The organism is Nonomuraea sp. NPDC049714, assembly GCF_044465295.1.
In the GTDB taxonomy this organism is placed as follows: Bacteria; Actinomycetota; Actinomycetes; order Streptosporangiales; family Streptosporangiaceae; genus Nonomuraea.
The window spans coordinates 202,685-218,853 of record NZ_JBITLM010000016.1; the positions used below are offsets into that span (position 1 = coordinate 202,685).

At 69.4% G+C, this 16,169-nt stretch carries 15 protein-coding genes; 11 read left to right on the top strand and 4 right to left on the bottom strand.

From position 1 onward, the window contains the following. The first annotated feature begins 157 nt into the window (after positions 1–157). Positions 158–493, top strand: a complete 336-nt coding sequence (locus ACIBQX_RS43845) for an alpha/beta fold hydrolase (RefSeq protein WP_397015469.1) — start codon at positions 158–160, stop codon at positions 491–493. Here the strand turns inward: ACIBQX_RS43845 and ACIBQX_RS43850 are convergent. Together ACIBQX_RS43850 and ACIBQX_RS43855 are read right to left on the bottom strand one after the other, a co-directional pair. Further along, on the bottom strand, positions 490–1,503 hold the full coding sequence (locus ACIBQX_RS43850) for a sensor histidine kinase (protein ID WP_397015471.1): 1,014 nt from the start codon (positions 1,501–1,503) through the stop codon (positions 490–492). The two genes, ACIBQX_RS43845 and ACIBQX_RS43850, sit on opposite strands and share 4 nt — an antisense overlap. Next, on the bottom strand, positions 1,500–2,147 hold the full coding sequence (locus ACIBQX_RS43855) for a response regulator transcription factor (protein WP_397015473.1): 648 nt from the start codon (positions 2,145–2,147) through the stop codon (positions 1,500–1,502). The genes ACIBQX_RS43850 and ACIBQX_RS43855 overlap by 4 nt, the downstream gene beginning before the upstream one ends. 89 nt (positions 2,148–2,236) lie before the next feature. Here ACIBQX_RS43855 and ACIBQX_RS43860 point away from each other — a divergent pair, with 89 nt between their 5' ends. From ACIBQX_RS43860 to ACIBQX_RS43870, 3 genes are all read left to right on the top strand, one after another. Continuing rightward, positions 2,237–2,560, top strand: a complete 324-nt coding sequence (locus ACIBQX_RS43860) for a hypothetical protein (RefSeq protein ID WP_397015475.1) — start codon at positions 2,237–2,239, stop codon at positions 2,558–2,560. Continuing rightward, positions 2,560–3,954 (top strand): S41 family peptidase, encoded by a 1,395-nt coding sequence (locus tag ACIBQX_RS43865; protein ID WP_397015477.1) that lies wholly within the window; start codon positions 2,560–2,562, stop codon positions 3,952–3,954. The genes ACIBQX_RS43860 and ACIBQX_RS43865 overlap by 1 nt, the downstream gene beginning before the upstream one ends. Before the next feature lie 280 nt (positions 3,955–4,234). Next, on the top strand, positions 4,235–4,630 hold the full coding sequence (locus ACIBQX_RS43870) for an SAM-dependent methyltransferase (protein WP_397015479.1): 396 nt from the start codon (positions 4,235–4,237) through the stop codon (positions 4,628–4,630). An 80-nt stretch (positions 4,631–4,710) separates the two neighbouring features. On the opposite strand, the gene speB is transcribed toward ACIBQX_RS43870, so the two are convergent. After that, positions 4,711–5,694 (bottom strand): agmatinase, encoded by a 984-nt coding sequence (speB, locus tag ACIBQX_RS43875; protein WP_225301984.1) that lies wholly within the window; start codon positions 5,692–5,694, stop codon positions 4,711–4,713. Between the two features lie 265 nt (positions 5,695–5,959). Here speB and ACIBQX_RS43880 point away from each other — a divergent pair, with 265 nt between their 5' ends. Beyond that, entirely contained in the window at positions 5,960–6,925 is a 966-nt protein-coding gene (locus ACIBQX_RS43880) for a serine hydrolase domain-containing protein (protein ID WP_397015481.1), read from the top strand. Next, positions 6,922–8,109 (top strand): M20 family metallopeptidase, encoded by a 1,188-nt coding sequence (locus ACIBQX_RS43885; protein WP_397015483.1) that lies wholly within the window; start codon positions 6,922–6,924, stop codon positions 8,107–8,109. Before ACIBQX_RS43880 ends, ACIBQX_RS43885 begins: the two co-directional genes overlap by 4 nt. Here the strand turns inward: ACIBQX_RS43885 and ACIBQX_RS43890 are convergent. Continuing rightward, positions 8,085–8,930, bottom strand: coding sequence for a M55 family metallopeptidase (locus ACIBQX_RS43890; protein ID WP_397015485.1), 846 nt, complete (start codon positions 8,928–8,930; stop codon positions 8,085–8,087). The two genes, ACIBQX_RS43885 and ACIBQX_RS43890, sit on opposite strands and share 25 nt — an antisense overlap. A 114-nt stretch (positions 8,931–9,044) precedes the next feature. On the opposite strand from ACIBQX_RS43890, the gene ACIBQX_RS43895 reads away from it, so the two are divergent. The 5 genes from ACIBQX_RS43895 (at position 9,045) to ACIBQX_RS43915 (ending at position 16,082) form a co-directional block, all read left to right on the top strand. Continuing rightward, positions 9,045–10,673, top strand: coding sequence for a PucR family transcriptional regulator (locus ACIBQX_RS43895; protein ID WP_397015487.1), 1,629 nt, complete (start codon positions 9,045–9,047; stop codon positions 10,671–10,673). Positions 10,674–10,826: 153 nt separating this feature from the next. Further along, positions 10,827–12,386: an ABC transporter substrate-binding protein gene (locus ACIBQX_RS43900; RefSeq protein ID WP_397015489.1), complete on the top strand. Its 1,560-nt coding sequence runs from the start codon at positions 10,827–10,829 to the stop codon at positions 12,384–12,386. Next, positions 12,383–13,411 (top strand): ABC transporter permease, encoded by a 1,029-nt coding sequence (locus tag ACIBQX_RS43905; RefSeq protein ID WP_319711848.1) that lies wholly within the window; start codon positions 12,383–12,385, stop codon positions 13,409–13,411. Before ACIBQX_RS43900 ends, ACIBQX_RS43905 begins: the two co-directional genes overlap by 4 nt. 14 nt (positions 13,412–13,425) lie before the next feature. Beyond that, positions 13,426–15,285, top strand: a complete 1,860-nt coding sequence (locus ACIBQX_RS43910) for a dipeptide/oligopeptide/nickel ABC transporter permease/ATP-binding protein (protein ID WP_397015491.1) — start codon at positions 13,426–13,428, stop codon at positions 15,283–15,285. After that, a complete protein-coding gene (locus ACIBQX_RS43915) occupies positions 15,282–16,082 on the top strand; it encodes an ABC transporter ATP-binding protein (protein ID WP_397015493.1) in 801 nt (266 codons plus the stop codon). Before ACIBQX_RS43910 ends, ACIBQX_RS43915 begins: the two co-directional genes overlap by 4 nt. The last annotated feature ends 87 nt before the right edge of the window (positions 16,083–16,169 follow it).

Below are 16,169 nucleotides of genomic sequence, written 5' to 3' on the forward strand. Positions count from 1 at the left end.
TGGTTTGTTTGTCGTGACTGGCCTACCAGTCCCGAGTAACTGCCCGCCTTGCGTTCAGGCGAAGTCAGGCGCTTGGTCGCATGCCCGCTCGGCGAATGTGCGCATGCCTGCGCCCTGGGTTTGACCTTGACCTTAGGTCAGGGTGCACGCTGAACGGGTGAGCAACATCAACTCCACCTGGACCGGCATGGTGCCGGTCGACGACACTGCACTGGCCGTGACCGACACTGGTGGGCCCGGCCGCCCCGTGATCTACCTCAACGGCCAGTTCGCCAGTCAGGCGTACTGGCGGCGCGTCATCGCCGAACTCGGCAGCGACTACCGGCACATCACCTACGACATGCGGGCCCGCGGCCGATCGAAGCGTTCGGCCGCAGCCGCTTCGTTCGAGACGCACGTCAGTGATATCGACAGAGTCCTCGCGGCCAGGGGCGTGGACCGGCCGCTCGTGGTCGGCTGGATGCCGCTGCGGCGCCTGCGGGGAAAGGGTTAGGCAGAAGGCAGCGTGACGGTGACCTCGAGCCCGCCTTCCGCGTGCGGTCTGAGGTCCAGGTGGCCCTGGTGGGCGTCCACGATGGCGGCCACGATCGACAGCCCGAGTCCCAGGCCGTCGCCGCTGGCCTTGCGTCCCGCCTCCAGTCGCTGGAACGGCTCCAGCAGCGCGCCGATCCGGTCTGGCGGGATGACTGGGCCACTGTTGGCCACGACCAGGACCGCGTGGCCGTGCCGTACGAAGGTGTCGACGCTGACCCAGCCGCCCGGCACGTTGTAGCGGCGGGCGTTGTCGAGCAGGTTGGCGACGAGGCGCTCCATCAGGGCCCGGTCTCCCAGGAATGGGGCGGGCGCGCCCTGCCCTGCGAGGTCGGCGAGGTCGAGTGGTTCGCGGCGGGCCAGGCCCTGCTGGCCGCGTGCGAGGGTGAGCAGGGCCTCGATCAATCGCTCCTGGTGCTGACCCGCCGCCAGGAGCCGTACCAGGACCGAGCGCAGGTCCGCCTCGGGGTCGGCCAGGGCCACCTCGGCCATGGCGCGCTGGACCGTCAGCGGGGTGCGCAGCTCGTGGGAGGCGTTGGCGACGAAGCGTCGCTGCGCGGTGAAGGCGGCCTCCAGCCGGTCGAGCAGGTCGTCGAAGGTGTCGGCCAGCTCCTTCAGCTCGTCGTCAGGCCCGGAGGCGGCCAGCCGGCGGTCGAGCCGGTCGGCGGTGATGCGGCGCACGGTGGCCGTCATGTGCCCCAGCGGCCGCAGCACCTTCCCCGCCACCACCCAGCCCAGCCAGGTCGAGGCCACCGCCATGACGCCCAGCGTGATCAGGGAGACCTGGAGCAGCCTGCCGGAGTCGGGGAAGGGTTCGGGAACCGAGAGCGCGCCTCCTCCGGGCGCCACCGGCGCCGGCGGCGCGGGCAACCATCTGAGCAGGCCGAAGAAGAGCAGCGCCAGCAGCACGGTGGCGACCAGGAACAGACCCGAGTACAGCGCGGTCAGGCGCAGCCGTACGGTCTGTCTCATATGCGGTATCCCGCCTGCGCGACGGTCTCGATGAGCGGTGGATCGCCGAGCTTGCGGCGCAGGCGGCTAACAGTGACCTTAACGGTCTGGCTGAACGGGTCGGCGTACTCGTCCCAGGCGCGCTCCAGGAGCTGCTCGGCCGAGACGACCGCGCCGCGCGCGGCCAGCAGCAGCTCCAGCACCGCGAACTCCTTGGGGCTGAGCGCCAGCCTGCGGCCATCGCGGGTGGCCACCCGGGTGGCGGGGTCGAGCCGCAGGCTGCCGTGGGCCAGGACGGGCGGCAGCGCGGAGGTGCTGCGGCGTCCGAGCGCGCGGATCCTCGCGACCAGCTCGGCGAAGGCGAACGGCTTGGCGAGGTAGTCGTCGGCGCCGACGTCGAGGCCGCTCACCTTGTCCTCGATCGTGCCGGCGGCGGTGAGCATCAGCACCCGCGCCGGATGCCCGGCCAGTGCCCTGCACACGTCGTCGCCATGCAGGCCGGGCAGGTCGCGGTCGAGCAGGATCACGTCATAGTGGTTGATCAGGGCACGTTCGAGCGCGTCGGCGCCGTCGAACACGACATCGACGGCCATGCCCTCACGGCGCAGCCCGGCGGCCACCGTGCGGGCCAGTTCCTCGTGGTCCTCCACCACCAGCACTTTCATGATCTGCCTAGCATGCCCAGGTGGTGGTTACAGCGCGGTAACCGCCGCTGTTTCCTCCCCGTAACCGGCCGGGAGATTGGCTAAGCGCCATGAAGACACGCAACCTGCTCCTGGCCGCCGCCACGGCCGCCTCACTCTGGGCGCTGCCAGCCGCCCTAGCCGGGATCGAGGCCGGCGACGGCGGCACGAAGTTCACCGCCTGCATGCGGGCCCAGGGCCTGCCCGACTTTCCCGACGTCGCCGTCTCCTCCGACGGCTTGGTCAACCTCACCATCGGCAGCGAGCGGGTGGAGGCGCTGTCAGACAAGTACGGCCAGGCCGTCCGGGCCTGCCGGCACCTGCTGCCCGCCGGGGCTGTCCTGCCCGGCGGACCCCTGGCACCGCAAGCCCCGATCGTGAGGTTTCCCGGCTGATGCCCAGAAAGCTGTGCGCCGCCGGGCTGGTAGCGGCCTGTGTCATGTTCGTACCCGCGTGCACGCTCGTCTCGGCCTCCACCTCGACTCTCACCTCGACGCCTACCCCGGCTCCCACTCCGGTTCCCACTTCGGCCTCCGGGCCGGCCAAGGGGTGCACCGCCATCACGGCACCACCGCCGCCACCGGCGTCGGCGACCTCGGTAGACACGCTCCGACAGGCGTACTTCTGCGTGCTGGACAACTACTACAGCGGACCGGTCATGGACTCGAAGGCGCTGCTGAAGAGCGCCTTCGCCGCCTACACACACGATCTGATGCGGCGCGGCGGCGACCGGGCCGATCTTCGGCTGCCCGCCTTGACCGGAAACCCCGGCACCGACTGGGCCGCCTTCGCGCAGGTCCTCGGCGTCGGCGACTCTTCCGCCCTGCACGCCGCGATCACCGGCATGGTCGCCGGACTGCACGACAACCACGCCCGCTGGGTCACGCCGGACCCCTCGCCCCAAGGCGAGCCGACCGGAACCGGCGTCGTCGGCGTGTCGGCCCAGCAGGGGCCTCAGCTCGATCCTGCGGCCCGGCCGCCGCTGTTCATCACCCGCGTTCTGCCGGGCAGCCCCGCCGCCAGAGCCGACGTCAGGGCCGGTGACATCATCGAGAAGGTCAATGGCATGCCGGCGTTCATCGAAAACGCCGTCAATCAGGCCATCCGCGACGCCTTCGTCTCCGACCGGGTACGGCTCACGCTCAAGCGGCCCACCACCGGACGCACCCGCGTCGTCGAGCTCAAAGCAGGTCCTGTTACGCGGCGACCTGCAGCGGTGACCTCTCGGAAGCTCGCCGACGGCGTCACCTACGTCTACCTGCCTGAATTCCACGAAGGCGTCGCCGACCAGGTCATCGCCAAGCTACGGGACAAGCCGAAAGCCGCGATCCTTGACCTACGCGGCAACGGCGGCGGCTCGCCTCGCGAGGTGACGCGCCTGCTCGGTGCGTTCGCGCACGGCAAGATCACCAGCTACTTCTGCCCGCTCAAGGGCGACTGCGTGCCCAACCGGACCGACGACAGCATCGCGCTGCTCGGCTCGCGCCTGATCGTCCTCACCGACCGCGCATGCGCCTCGGCCTGCGATGACTTCAGCGCCGCGGTCAAGGACAACGACCTGGGCACCCTCGTTGGGACCCGCACCGCAGGGGCGATCTCCGGCCCCAGCACGGCCTACCTCCTGGATGACGGCAGCGTCCTGCTCCTGCCCAAGGTCCGCCATCTCGGGCCCGCCCGCGAGGTCATCGACACCATCGGCGTGCCAGTCGACCACCACGCCCCCACGACCGCCCACGACCTGGCCACCGGACACGACCCAGGCCTGGCCAAGGCGCTGACGCTTCTCTAAGCCCCCTGCCGCACCTTCAGCGCTCCGACCAGCCCAGAACGTGCTTGGCGGCGGCGGACCGTGAAGACGGGTCGCCCTCAGCGGAGTCGAGCATGGGCGCTTGCCGTAACCGGCGCCCCGTTAGTGGATCGGCCAGAGCGGTCCGGATGGCGGCGCGGCTGACGCCGTGGGCGCGGGGCGAGGACGGCGATTGAGGTGCCCTGGTCGGGTGTAGGGGGCCCTCCGCTCGGGTCCACGCGGCCAGCCCCAAGGTAGCTCTCGGTAGCCATGCCCACGGATTGTGTCGCCCGGTTCGTCAGTCGCGTCCAGGACGAATGCCGTGCTCGACGGCCGCGGCGCGACCCTCGCGTGCCATCGCGTCAAGGTCGCCACCGACCTGCGCCAGGACTGGCCGCTCGCGCTGACGGAGTCAGGCTTCAGCCCGCGGCGGCCGGCGGCCTGGCTGGCGGAGGGCATCTTGTATGCGCTGCCGCCCGAAGCCGCCGACCTGCTCCTCGACCGGATCACCGCCGTCTCCGCACCGGGAAGCGTGCTCACCCTGGACCACGCGGAGGACTCCGAGCTGCTCCGCGCCGCCCGCGCCGACATCTCCGCCGAACTCGTCGGACTATGGCGAGGCGGCCCCGCCGAGAACCTGGACACCTGGCTCTCCAACCTCGGCTGGCAGCCCTGGTGACGGCACGCCTCCCATGACCTCGCTGATAAACGGCGTGCCCGCCATCGAGATCGCGGCCCGGACCGGGGCCGTTTCGATGACTACCTTCCCCGGGCAACCATGGCCAGGAGGTCGAACGTGAGGCCGGCGGCGGCCAGCGCGGTGATCTGAGCGTGGTCGTAGGCGGGTGAGACCTCGACGACATCCGCACCGACGATGTCGAGGTCCGCGAGGGAGTACAGCAGCAGCTGAAGCTCCCGGGTGCTCAGCCCGCCGGGCTCAGGGGTGCCGGTCGCGGGCGCATGGGCGGGATCGAGCACGTCGATGTCGATGCTGATGTAGACCGGCCGATCAGCCACTCTCTCCCGGAGCCGGTCGGCGGCGTGCTCGATGCCGCGCCGCGCGACGTCGAGTGTGGAGATCGTCGCGAATCCCAGCTCCCTGTCGTCCTCCAGATCCTTGGCGGCCGGGGTTGTGTGGCGGATGCCCACATGGGCGCAGTGGTTCACCGCCAGCAGTCGCTCCTCGGTGGCCCGGCGGAACGGAGTGCCGTGAGTGAGCCGCGCACCGAACATGTTGTCCCAGGTGTCGAGATGGGCGTCGAAGTGGATGAGTGCCACGGGGCCGTGGTGCCGATGGGCGGCTCGCAGCATCGGGAGGGCGACGGTGTGGTCGCCGCCCAGAGTGATGATCCGGTCAGCACTTCGATAGAGCCGCTGAGCGGCCGACTCGATCTGACTCACCGCCTCGGCGATGTCGAAGGGAGTCACGCCGACGTCACCGGCGTCGGCGATCTGCAACCTTGACCACGGCTCGATCTCGAGCCCGAGGTGGTAGGGCCTCAGGAGTTTGGAGCCGGCGCGAATGGCCTCCGGGCCGAATCGTGCGCCTGGCCGGTAGGTGGTACCGGCATCGAACGGCACGCCGAAGATCGCGACGTCGGCCCGGGAGACCTCGTCGAGCCGCGGCAGGCGGGCGAACGTGGAGGGCCCCGCGAAACGCGGGAGCTGCCTGATGGAATCGGGCGGTCCGACGATCCCTGTGTCGCCGGACTCCGCGAGCTCGTCCTTCTCAACGCTCGACAACGCGATTCTCCCTCCAAGGTGACCGGCCCCCGTCTTCTGGGCCTCACAGTAGTCAGAGCTGTCTCCCGGGCATTCGGTCGATCGCACGAGGGATTCGCGCCGCTTCCGGCCTTCGGCACAATGCGCCGATACCTGGTGAGGACAATGATGCGAAGGTCGGCATGACACCCACGAGTGAGGATTCCGCTTGCCTGAGAATGCATCGGATGCGTATGCGTCCTTGACTCCAGACCTGCTCGGCGCCTTGGACGGAGAGCGCCGGCGATTGGGCATCCCGGGTGCCGTCGTCCACGTGAGCGGTCCGTCGTACGGCAGTTGGACCCGTGCGCTCGGCGTCTGCGATCTGGCCACCGGGGTGCGGCTCACCGCCGGCAGCCGCATGAGGATCGGGAGCCTCACGAAGACCATCGTGGCGCTGATCGTCCTGCGCCTGGTGGAAGCCGGAGACCTCTCCTTGGACGATGAGATACAGGCCCATCTGGCAGAGCCGCAGATCCCGCGAGGAGTCACCGTTCGCCGTCTCCTCGACATGACCTCGGGCCTGCCCGACTACACCTCGGAGGAGTTCGTCGCCGGTCTGCTCCTCGAGCCCGACCGGCTCTGGACTCCCTCCGAGCTGCTCAAAGTCGCCCTGCGGAACCCGCAGCAGTTCGAGCCCGGCACCTCCTGGGCGTACTGCAACGCCGGCTACATCATGCTGGGAATGCTCATCGAGCACGTAACCGGCGCACGAGTCGAGGACGTCGCGCGCCGGCTGGTCTTCGACCCCCTCGGCATGCGGGAGACCGAGCTCCCGCCGCTGACGCACGACGCCGCCGCCCTGCCGGATCCTCGGCTGCGTGGGTACCACCGCCGGGACGGCGAACTCGTCGACGCGACGCGCGTCAACCCGTCCTGGGCGTGGACCGCCGGTAACGCGGTGTCCACCGTGGGCGACTTGAGACTGCTCATCGAGGCATCGGTGCGCGGCGACCTCCTCCAGGAGCAGACCCGGCGTGAACGCATGCGCACCCACCCGGTGCCCGACAGCACCATCACCTACGGCCTCGGCATCGCGAACTTCGACGGCATGTGGGGCCACAACGGCGAACTGCCCGGATTCCAATCGTTCGCCGGCCACGATCCGGCGACCGCGATGACCGTCGTCGTCCTCACCAACCTCGACGACCACTCCGCGGACCTGCTCGCCGCGTTCCTGCGCACCCGGCTCGCGAACGCTGCCGGCTCATGAGGAAAAAGCCGACACCCGAGGATTCCACCGGGCCGGAGGTGTCCGGGAACCTGTCGCTCCTCCTCGAGGATCTGAGCAGACTCGTTCGTACCGAGTCGCCGTCGACGGACCTGGACGCGGTCGGCCGCTCCGCGCGGGTGGTCGCGGACTTGGTTCATGAGCGCTTGGGGCGTCGGCCAGAGATCCTGTGCGTCGACGGAGTCGACCATGTCCTGCTGCGCGGGGCCGATGCGAAGGTCATGCTCCTCGGGCACCACGACACCGTCTGGCCGCTCGGCACGTTGGACGAGCTGCCCTACACCGAAACTGCCGGCGTCGTCAGTGGCCCGGGCTGCTTCGACATGAAACTCGGCCTCGTCCAGGCGATCCACGCTCTCGCGTGGCTGCGGCGATGCCGCGGCACCGGCGTCCTCGACCAGGTGACCCTTCTCATCACGGGCGATGAGGAGCTGGGGTCCACGACATCACGGGCACTGATCGAGCAGGAAGCAGGCCGCTGCCGGGCAGCCCTCGTGCTGGAGGCGGCCGGCCCGGGCGGCGCACTGAAGACGGGGCGCAAAGGCGTGTCCCTCTACCGGATCGAAGTGCTCGGTCGTGCCGCGCACAGCGGTCTCGATCCGGAGAAGGGCGTGAACGCGACCATCGCGATCGCCGAGGTGGTGCTGGCGATCGCCCAGCTCGCTGACCCGGCGGCCGGTACGACCGTCACCCCGACGGTGATGAGCGCGGGCACGACGCCCAACACCGTGCCCGCGACGGCCACTGTGGCTGTCGACGTCCGGGCCGGCACCGCCGAGGAGCAACACCGCGTGGACCGGGCGATCCGCGAGGTCACGCCGGTTCTCGTCCCGGCGGAGATCCGGGTGCGGGGCGGAATCAACCGGCCGCCCATGGAACGGAGCGCGGCGGCGGCGCTGTTCAGCCAGGCACAACGAATCGCACGCCGCCTCGGCCATCCTCCGCTGGAGGAGATGACGGTCGGCGGCGCATCGGACGGGAACTTCACCGCGGGTATGGGAGTGCCCACCCTGGACGGGCTCGGTGCCGTCGGCGCCGGCGCCCACGCCCGCGACGAGCACGCGGAGATCGCGTGGATCCTCCCGCGTACGCGACTGCTCACCACCCTCATCGAGGAACTCACAGGTAGGAGCGCCGGGCCTCAACGGCGGGCGGAGATCACCTGACGCGCGCGCTCGCTGCTCGCCGCGAGTTCGTACAGGACTGTGATGAATCCGAGGAGATCCGCCGACGCCGTGAGGACTGTCGACACCGTCCGGTCGGCCGTCCGGGCGCAGCCGGGGATGCAGGTGGCGAGCTCGGCGGCCACCGGCGAGGGCAGGTCGACCTCGACCTCGAACGACGGGGGCGGCGGCGGACAGCTCAGTGCCGACGCGCGGGCCACGGCATCGGCGGCCCCTTCCCGCACCAGGTTCCTCGCCACGCTCGGCGCGACGGAGTCCGTGGCCGAGAATCCGTGTGTCTTCTTCACGGTCACGATCGTGGCCTCGGGGAAGATCTCGGTCGCGATCGCGCCGATGACGTCATCCCCGGTGACCAGGCCCACCGGGACACCGAGCGATGCCGCGTACAGGGCATTGACCTCGGCCTCCGACACCGGTGATCCGTTGACTCTGACCTCACCGAAGTAGGCGGAGAAGGTGTGCGCCAAGAGCCCGGGCGTGCCGGCCGGCGCGTGGTAGCCCACGAAGAGCGTCACGGCGCAGTCCTCGGTCAGGCCCTCGGCCATGCACTGGGCCTTGGGCTGCCCGAAGACCAGCCGTGCCCTCGGGTCGAGGCGCTCGTGGATCAGGTTGTCCATCGTCCCGTGGGAGTCGTTCACGAGCACGCTCGTCGCTCCGCCGTCGAAGGCGCCCGCGATCGCGGCATTGGCCTCCTCGGTCATGAGCTCCTGGGCTCGTGGGTAGCCGTACCCGCCGCGCACGATCTGGTCGAGGGTCGCGATGCCGGCGACGCCCTCCATGTCGACGGAAATGTACGCCTTCATCGCTGAGCTGCTCCTTCGTCGGTGCCACGCGTAACTCCCAGTGTTGTCGAGGCTTTCGCGCCAACACTGGGTCGATCGACCGAATCAAATCGGACACAGATGTACGATCACACAATGCAAGGCGGTACGAGCAGTCCAGCGGACCTGGGGCGGGTGGTCGAGCGGCTCGGCTCGACGCTGCTGACCATCAAGGCGGGGCCACGTCAGCCGGCTCGTGCCGTGACGACCGTCATCCTTCACGATCCTCTGGACCAACCCGACGTCCCGCCGGACGCAGTGGTGCTGGGCGTCGGCGTGGCGGCTGACGACAGCTTGGTCACCCTGGTCAGAGCGCTGGGCGAAGCCGGGGCCACGGCCCTCGTGGTCCGGGAGCCGCTGGCCGTCGACGAGGAGGTCGCCCGCGAGGCGGAGCGCGGCAAGGTGTCCGTCTTCGGCCTGGTGCAGGGCGCATCGTGGATCCAGGTGGCGACGTTGCTGAGCGGCGCTCTGCATCTCGGTGCCGATGGGGCGCCCGCTGTCGGCGGCGATGCGGACCGAGACCTGTTCGCCCTGGCGAACTCGCTGTCGGCTCTCCTCGATGCCCCGGTCACGATCGAGGATCTGTCGTCGCGGGTGGTCGCCTTCTCGGCTGACCAGGCCGGCGCCGACGAGCCGCGCCGCCTGACGATCCTCGGCCTCCAGGTGCCGCAGATCTACAGCGAATACCAGAGAGAACAGGGCATGTTCCGCCGCGTGTACGCCTCGGAGCGACCGGTGTTCATGCAGAACCCCGCCCCCGGCACCCGTCCTCGGGCGGCGATGAGGGTCCAGGCGGGCAATGAGCTTCTCGGCTCCATCTGGGCCGCCGTGGCAGGGCCGCTCACCCCCGAGCGGGAGGCCGCCATGATCGGGGCAGCACGGGTGATCGCGCTCGAGATGCTGCGTGCCCGCGTCAGCGCCGATGCCTCCCAACGACTCGGAGTGGCCCTGCTGTCCATGCTCCTTGAGGGAGGGACCGGCGCGCGCGAAGCCGCGCAGCAGCTGGCCTTCGGTTCGTCGCCGGTCTGCGTCCTGGTCCTGGGGCCGCTGCAGTCCGACGACGAGGTCCGCACGGCGGCCGACATCCAGCGAACGGCCTCCGCATTTCGGACGCACCTCAGGCCCACCTATCCGCGGGCCATCGTCGCCCAACTCGGTGGCGCGGTCTACGCCGTCGTCCCCGTGCGTGCCGCGGCCGCCCCGGCGCTGGCCGCCATGAAGGACCTGGCCGCCGAGTTCATCGCCCGTCTGGACACCACCACCGAGTTCTGCGCCGGACTCGGCGGCATCGTCGAGGACGTCAGCGAACTCGGCTCATCCCGGCGCGATGCCGATGCCGCGATGCGGGTGCTGAGCTCCAATCCGCGCGCGGGCAGACGCGTCGCGTCACTGGCGGACGTGGCGATCGAGTTTCTCCTGCTCCGCCTCGGCGACCTGATGGCAGCCGACCGCATCGAACTGACCGGCCCGCTCGCCGACCTGGAGGACTACGACACCGAACACGACACCCAGCTGGTGCCGACACTCCAGAGCTGGCTCGAGCACTTCGGGGACGTCGCCGCCGCGGCACGAGCCGTCCACGTGCACAAGAACACGTTCCGATACCGGCTCGGCCGGATCGAGACGATCGGCGGCGTGGATCTGGCCGACCCCGACGAACGATTCGCTCTGATGCTGCAACTCCGCCTCGGCCCCGGTCGGCGATCGCCGCGGCCACCCGCGTAGCGACCGGGACCGCATCAGCCGGTCCCGGGTTGGTCGATCGTCCAAGGTCCGCGCACGCAGATCAGGCGGACGTACGATGCGCCTCTCCGACTAGGCGGGTGAGTCTTGGTCTTCGACGTCACACCCCGACTCGGACCTTAAGGCGGGCCTGCCATGAATCGACGCGCTGCTGCTTTCGCAGCCCTCCTCATCGCTCTGCCGGCTCTTGCGGCTTGCGGCGGCTCGGGCTCGGGCTCGGGCTCGGGCTCGGACGGGGGCCAGGCGGGCTTCGCGACGGACGGCACGTTCGCGTTCGCGATCGACTCCGACCCAGGCGACCTGAATCCGCTCGTCACCAACCTCGTCAACGCGCAGATCGTCGGAATGTACTCCTACGACACGCTGATCTTCCTCGACCCCGAGACGGCCAAGCCCGCGCCCTTCCTGGCGAAGAGCTGGACCGAAAGCCCGACCAAGGTCACCTACACCCTGAACGACGCCATCACCTGCGCCGACGGCACGCCGTTCACCGCGCAAACCGCCGCTGACAACCTCAACTGGATCGTCGACCCCGCCAACAAGTCGCCGCGCCTGGAATCCGTCGTGCCGGCAGATGCCAAGGCGAGCGCGAAGGGGAGCGTTCTCACCGTCACCACCTCCAAGCCGCGGCCCTTCATGCTGTACGACATCGGCGCGCAGCAGCTGGTGTGCGAGCGCGGCCTGAAGGACCCCAAGAGCCTCTCCGCGGGGAGCGACGGCACCGGCCCGTTCGCCATCGATCGCGTCGTGGCCGGAGACTCGATCACGATGACCCGCCGAGAGGGCTACACGTGGGGCCCCAAGAACAGCACCTCGAACACGCCGGGGATGCCGAAGACCGTGACGACCAAGATCGTGCCGAGCCCGTCGACCAGAGCGAACCTGCTGCTGTCCGGTCAACTCAACGCGGCCATAGTGAGCGGCAAGGACGAGGAACGCCTCGCCGCTCTCAAGTCGCAGCCGACGCCGGCCATGTCCGGAATGATCGTCTACAACCACCATCAAGGTCTCCCGACCGCTGAGGCCGCCGTACGGCGCGCACTGACCCAGGCGATTGACCTCGACACCCTCACGAAGATTCTGACCGGCGGCAAGGGCGAACGGGCGAAATCGCTGCTCTCCGGACACCCGAGCCGGTGCGCCTACGACACCGTCCAGGGCAACCTGCCTTCCCACGACCCGAACGCCGCCGGCCAGGCCCTGCGCGCGGTGGGCAAGCCGGTCGACATCACACTTGTCTACGACAACTCCACGGACACGGGCAGCGCCGCTGCGGAATACGTCGCGAAGCAGTGGGAGACCGCCGGCGCCGCCGTGAAACTCGACGGTGGTGACGAGAACTACATCATCAGCCGGACCTTCGCGGCCAAAGACCCGTCGGGCTGGACGGCATCGCTGGGGCTCAACCTCCAGACGGGCACACCGGCCATCTTCCCGCAGTACCTCTCCGGACCTGCCGCCCCTGCGGGGACAAACTTCGCCTCCATCGACAACAAGGACTACAACCGCAGCGTCGTCGCGGCCGCCGACCGGACCGGTGACGATGCCTGCAAGGCCTGGGCCGAGGCGGAGAAGACCCTGATGACAAGCGCTGACCTCATACCGGTGTCCGTCACGCCGTACAAGATGTACTTCAATGGCGCGACGGCGCTCTACCTGCCCATCGGCGGCTCCGCGATCCGCGTGCTGAAGTGACCACGGAACCGACCGTCACCCTGCTGACGGGAACCGGGGCGGGACCGGATTCCGCGACCGGAACGTTCCGGGGCAGAGGTGGGCGACTGGGGGCCTTCATCGTGCGGCGGCTGGTGCGGCTCGCGTATTCGGTGGTCACCCTGGTGACCGTCGTCTTCCTGATGGTCCGGCTGATCCCAGGAGACCCGGTCCGCAATGCCCTCGGAATCAACGCGACGGCCGCGGTCGTGGAGGCACAACGCGAAAGCCTGGGACTGAACGACCCGCTGTGGACGCAGTACCTGAACTTCTGGAAGGGGCTGCTCACGTGGGATCTCGGAGACTCTTTCTCCCTTCACCTGCCGGTGACCACGATCATCGAGCAGCGCCTGCCGGCGACCCTGGAACTCGCGTTCCTGTCGCTGGCGCTGGTGCTCCTGGTGTCGATCCCGCTCGGCATCGTCGTCGCCGCGCTCACCCGAGGCGGCCGCAGACCCACCGTCGACCTGGCCTACACCTCGGCGAGCGGCCTGTTCGCCGTCATCCCCGAGTTCCTCATGGGAGTCGCTCTGGTGTACTTCTTCGCCGTTCAGAGCCACCTGCTGCCCGTGGCGGGCCGAACCGATCCGAGTTCGTACGTGCTGCCCGTCCTGGCCCTGTCGATCGCGGTCGCCGCAGGCGTCTCGAGGATCGTCCGGGTCGAGGCGCTCACCGTGTTCGAGCAGGACTACATCCGGACGGCGCGGGCGAAGCGCATGTCAAGGTGGCGCCTGTACTTCCGCCACGCTCTGCCGAACCTGGTGACCTCCTCGCTCACCGTCGCCGGAATCGTGCTCGGCTCCCTCGTCGCGGGCACGGTGCTGATCGAGACCATCTTTTCGTGGCCCGGACTCGGGCTCACGATCGTGGACGCGGTGCGGAGCAAGGACTTTCCGCTCGCGCAGGGGATCGTCATCGTCTACGGCTTGATCGTCCTCGTTTCCAACCTCTTGATCGACATCGTCCTGGTCTGCCTTGACCCGCGTTCAGCGCTGAAAGACACGTGATGGCGGTGACAAGCATGTCCTCTCCCGACTCCGCGCTGGCGGGGCCGCCCGCCGCGACGGCGGTGGGCGAGCCGATGCCCATGGCGGTCTCGTCTCGCCGCAGGTTCCTGACCGTCCTGCGTTCTCCCCTCGGCATCGGCGCGCTGGCCGCCCTGATGGTGGTCGCGTTCTTCGCGGTGTTCGGACCGGTGCTGTGGGGCGAGGCCGCGCGGCAGGCCGATCTGACCCAACTGTCCGCGAAGCCCAGCGCGGACCACCTCCTCGGCACCGACGCGGGTGGCCGGGACGTTCTCGCGCGGGTGCTGACCGCGACCCGGCTCTCGATCGTCACCGCCGTCCTGTCGACCGCCCTCGGCGTGTTCGTCGGTGTGGTCATCGGCCTGCTGCCGACGATCGCGCCCCGGCGGCTGGGGCGGTTGGTCAACAGCGCCATCGGCGTGGCACTCGCCTTTCCGGCTCTCCTGCTCGCCATCGTCGTGTCGATCACCCTCGGTGTGGGCGCCACCAGTGTCACACTGGCGATCGGCCTGGCCATGGCGCCGTCCTACGCCCGGCTCACTCAGACCCTCGGTGCGTCGGTGACCGGGCGCGACTTCGTGGCCGCCGCTCGCATCCTCGGCGTCAGCCGAGCGCGGATCCTGGTACGGCACGTCCTGCCCAACGTGCGAGACCTGCTCATCGTCAACGCCAGCATCGGCGCCGGCACCGCGCTGGTCGCGGCGACGGGGCTGTCCTTCCTGGGCCTCGGCGTACAGGCGCCGGACTACGACTGGGGCCGCATGCTCAACGAGAGCATGGGAGCCATCTACGTGAACCCCGCTCCGTCTCTGGGGCTGGGCGCCGCCATCGTGTTCGCCGGCGTGACGTTCGCGCTCGCCGGCGAGGTGCTCGCCCGGACATTCGGGCTGCACCGGCCCTCCGGCCGCCGACGGCGCCGGCAGCCTACCGGTTCGACGGCGGCATCACCGGTCCCGCAGGTCGCGGAGGACCCCGTGCTCCGCGTACGCGGCCTGCGCGTGGAGGCGCTCCGAGGGGATGGATGGGCGACGCCGGTTCGTGGCGTCAGCTTCGACATCGATCGAGGGGAGATCGTCGGCATCGTCGGTGAGTCAGGCTCGGGGAAGTCACTGACCTGCATGGCAGTCGCGTCACTCCTGGAAGAGCCACTTCACGTGACGGCGTCATCGGTCCAGTTCGACGGCACGGAACTGGTCGTCAGGGGCAAGGTCCCCGGCAGACCGCGCTCCAAGTCGCTGGCCCAACAGCTCGGCACGCGGCTGGCATTCGTCTTCCAAGATCCCTCGACCTCGCTCAACCCCGCCCTTCACGTCGGTACGCAGGTCGCGGAGGTCGGTCTCCTGCACGGCGGCCTCAGCCGACGCGAGGCACGCCGGCGTGCGGTCGACCGGCTTGCCGCGGTACGGCTCTCCGACCCGGCTCGCCGCGCCCGCCAGTATCCCCACGAGTTCTCGGGTGGCATGCGGCAACGAGCCACGATTGCGATGGGGCTCATGGGCGAACCGGCGCTGGTCATAGCCGACGAGCCGACAACGGCCCTCGACGTCACGGTGCAGCGGGAGGTCCTGGCGCTCTTGCGGAAGGTGAACCGTGAGCATGGGACGGCCGTCATGTTCGTCTCGCACGACATTTCGCTGGTCTCGTCATTCTGCACGCGAGTCCTGGTCATGTACCGGGGAGCCATCGTGGAGAGCCTGAGCACCGAGGATCTCGCGAGCGGACGCGCGGAGCATCCCTACACCCGGGCGCTGATGGCGGCGGTGCCGCACATGGACGCCGTCCCGGGCACCGAGTTCGCCACGATCACCGAGGGTGCCGAGTTTCCCCTCGACGCCGTAAGGGAGGGGTCGGTGTGAGCGACCTCGCCTTCGAGAACGTGGGAGTCAGGTACGGGCACGGACCCGCCGCCCATCAGGCGGTTCGTGGGGTGAGTCTCCACGTGCCGAGCGGCCGGACGGTGGGGCTGGTGGGCGAGTCAGGTTCGGGCAAGTCGACGCTGGCTCGCGCCGTCGTCGGCCTGCACGAGGCGCATACGGGCCGTATCCTGGTCGACGGCACCGATGTCGTCGGTGCCCGGGGGAGCGCCGCGTCCGTTCGCCGCACCGTGCAGCTGATCTTCCAGGACGCCAACTCCTGCCTGAACCCAAGGATGTCCATCGGCGCCTCGATCGAGGAGGCGCTCGCCGTACGCGGAAGATCCACGCGACGCGATCGCGCTCACCGGCGCGGCGAGGTGGCCGCACTTCTCGAGATGGTCGAGCTCGACCCGGCCCGTGCCGGCGATCTGCCCATGCAGTTGTCGGGGGGTCAACGTCAACGCGTCGCGATCGCGCGGGCGCTGGCCGCCGAGCCCCGGGTGCTGCTCGCTGACGAGATCACTTCGGCGCTGGACGTCTCGGTGCAGGGGACCGTGCTGAATCTGCTGATGCGCGTCCAGCGGGACCTCGATCTGACGGTTCTCTTCATCAGCCACAACCTCGCTGTGGTCAGGCAGCTGTGCGACCACGTCGCAGTCATGAAGGACGGGCAGGTCGTCGAGGTCGGATCGGCGACCGAGGTGATCGACCACCCCGAACACCCCTACACACGTGAGCTGGTCCGTGCCGTCCCCCGGATCGGCACCCCTCTCTTCGGCGAAGGAACCACTCTATGAACTCTCGCCTGTTCAGTCTCGATGACGTCCGTCAGGTCGTCACCGTTCCCGAGACTGCTATCACGGCGGATGGAAGAACGGTCGTCT